At 38.8% G+C, this 2,031-nt stretch carries 3 protein-coding genes; all 3 read right to left on the reverse strand.

The features are described from left to right. Positions 1-205: 205 nt before the first annotated feature. Positions 206-649: an SMI1/KNR4 family protein gene (locus tag ACW9H9_RS28470; protein WP_457346686.1), complete on the reverse strand. Its 444-nt coding sequence runs from the start codon at positions 647-649 to the stop codon at positions 206-208. Positions 650-772: 123 nt separating this feature from the next. Beyond that, positions 773-1,243, reverse strand: coding sequence for a hypothetical protein (locus tag ACW9H9_RS28475; RefSeq protein WP_457346685.1), 471 nt, complete (start codon positions 1,241-1,243; stop codon positions 773-775). 354 nt (positions 1,244-1,597) lie between these two features. Beyond that, a complete protein-coding gene (locus ACW9H9_RS28480) occupies positions 1,598-1,870 on the reverse strand; it encodes a hypothetical protein (RefSeq protein WP_457346684.1) in 273 nt (90 codons plus the stop codon). Between the last annotated feature and the right edge of the window lie 161 nt (positions 1,871-2,031).

A 2,031-nucleotide genomic window follows, 5' to 3' on the forward strand; every position in this document is an offset into this window, starting at 1 on the left:
GAGGCACTTGAAGCCGTAGTCAATAAGTAAATTATTTCGAAAACAGTACACTAGGATTGGCTTAGAAACTTTTCACATCCGCTTCACCACCAATTTTTTCAGAACCCATAAGCTCAGCTTTTTTCATGCGCTTTCGCCTTACCTCCACTCCGATGGTTAAACTTCAATGGCGCTGTTTACCGGCACACTGATTAAAAACATTTTTCTATTCATACCACAACTTAACAAACTCATCAAAACTGTTTGCGACAAAGTAAGTTCGCTCAGAATCCGGAACAAAAATTTCTACAGAAACGGAAACAGTATTAAAATTCAAACAAATTAAATAACCACCTGCGTCCCTCGCTATAGGTACCCTGCCTTTAGGAAGCCCAGGAGGCCCTCCTAGCCCTAGATACCATGAAATACTGTACGGACTTTGTTGTGCCGAAAACGAAAAAAAATCACTAATACACGTCTCATTGTCTCCATATGTAAATGAAGATATTTCAGGAGAGGCCTCGTCAGCGTAAGCCACCAAGTCCAAATATAATTTTGGAAAATTTACACCAAGTGACTTTTCAACATTAGAAATTTCAAAACTATTAAGAGAGCGTCTTTGGCTTATTCCAAACGAGCTCCAATCAACGCTCATATCCGATTCACTCATTTTTCTACTGCCACTATTATCCTGCCACTAGGGAACTTGCGCATTAGCTTAATCGTCATCATATAGCTGTACGGGGTAAGATTCTGTTTTACTCTAACACTAAAAATTACCAGCCTTTAAAAACTAAAAACTTTCAAAATCATACAAACATCCATTGCTTTTCATCCGCTCAAGCATTTCTTCAAAAGTATGCTTCGCGGTGGTTTCTCTGTTTTTATCATATTCCAACCTCAACAACCGAAACACTCTCCCTATTATACTTTTGCTTTTTTCGTCAAGCGTATCGATAAGATCATAATTATCGATAGCCAGAGAAGAATTTTTTCCGTTTATTGCGTAATAGGCCTTTATATTACAAAGTAACGTTTCCGCATCTGCATACTTTTCATTGAGTGATTTCACATATTTTTCAAAAACATGAGTGAGCAAATTTTCCGCTGCTTTTTGCTGTTTCAAAACGCTGAACATCTCTTGCCAATTACTTATATAAAGATGATCCCCCCAATCAGAGCCTCTGGCAAAGTAAACTCCTTCACCTTTAAAAAACTCAGGAATTTTATGCTGATTTAAAGCAATTTCAAAAGTAGTCATCATAAATAACTTTTCTCCTCGATCAAAATTTTCAATAAATCGCTTTAACCTCAACCGACACGTACACAAAAAACCAGATGGTAGCTGACAATTGAATGATCGATTCTATTTTTCACGTGCGCCCCGAACCTCTTCAGCCACCGAAAAAGGTTATTTAAACCGCTAAATCATGTCCTAAAACTTAGTCGAGGCGGACTGGCAGCCAAGACTCAAATCGTGTGCGACATCAACGGCGCGCTGTTACATCTCGTGCTTTGCTGGAATAGACTTGCAATATCGCCTATGCCCAAACGCCGCGGGATCAGGTCAAATTCAAAGTAAGCCAGGGCGACAATGCAAAAGTAGTCACTGCTGGTATTACTCGTAAAGTCCTTTAGATACGTCTAGGGTATTCAACAACTCCGATTCAGGTATGGAATACTGGTTTAGGTTTTCTTCATCTACATCATCCCATTCATCCTCCGCTCCAATTTCAAGAATCAACAGCGAGCTATTTTTCTCATTAAAAAAACTTATGATATCGCGAATATCCTTTTCTCGCTCCACATGATCATTTAGATAAAGTTGACACGTATAGAAAAAACCTTTGCCACCCATTGCTAGTTTCTTCTGACTACCAACAAGTGACACTTTTAATCTTTTGTGTAGAAATTTTGCGAACTCAAGATCACTAATAGGTTATGCTGAAGCAATACATACTTTAGTCATTAATTAAAACCCCTCACAACTCATTGAGTTAAGGATGGTCTGAAGTAGGCCACTATGTTTCGACAGCCGAGCCATAGACGCTT

Source organism: Pseudomonas sp. SDO5215_S409, from assembly GCF_054071325.1.

Bases quoted from the DNA above. Each gene is read 5' to 3' on its own strand.
- ACW9H9_RS28470 (WP_457346686.1), bottom strand. From the start codon at position 649: ATGAGTGAATCGGATATGAGCGTTGATTGGAGCTCGTTTGGAATAAGC.
- ACW9H9_RS28475 (WP_457346685.1), bottom strand. From the start codon at position 1,243: ATGATGACTACTTTTGAAATTGCTTTAAATCAGCATAAAATTCCTGAG.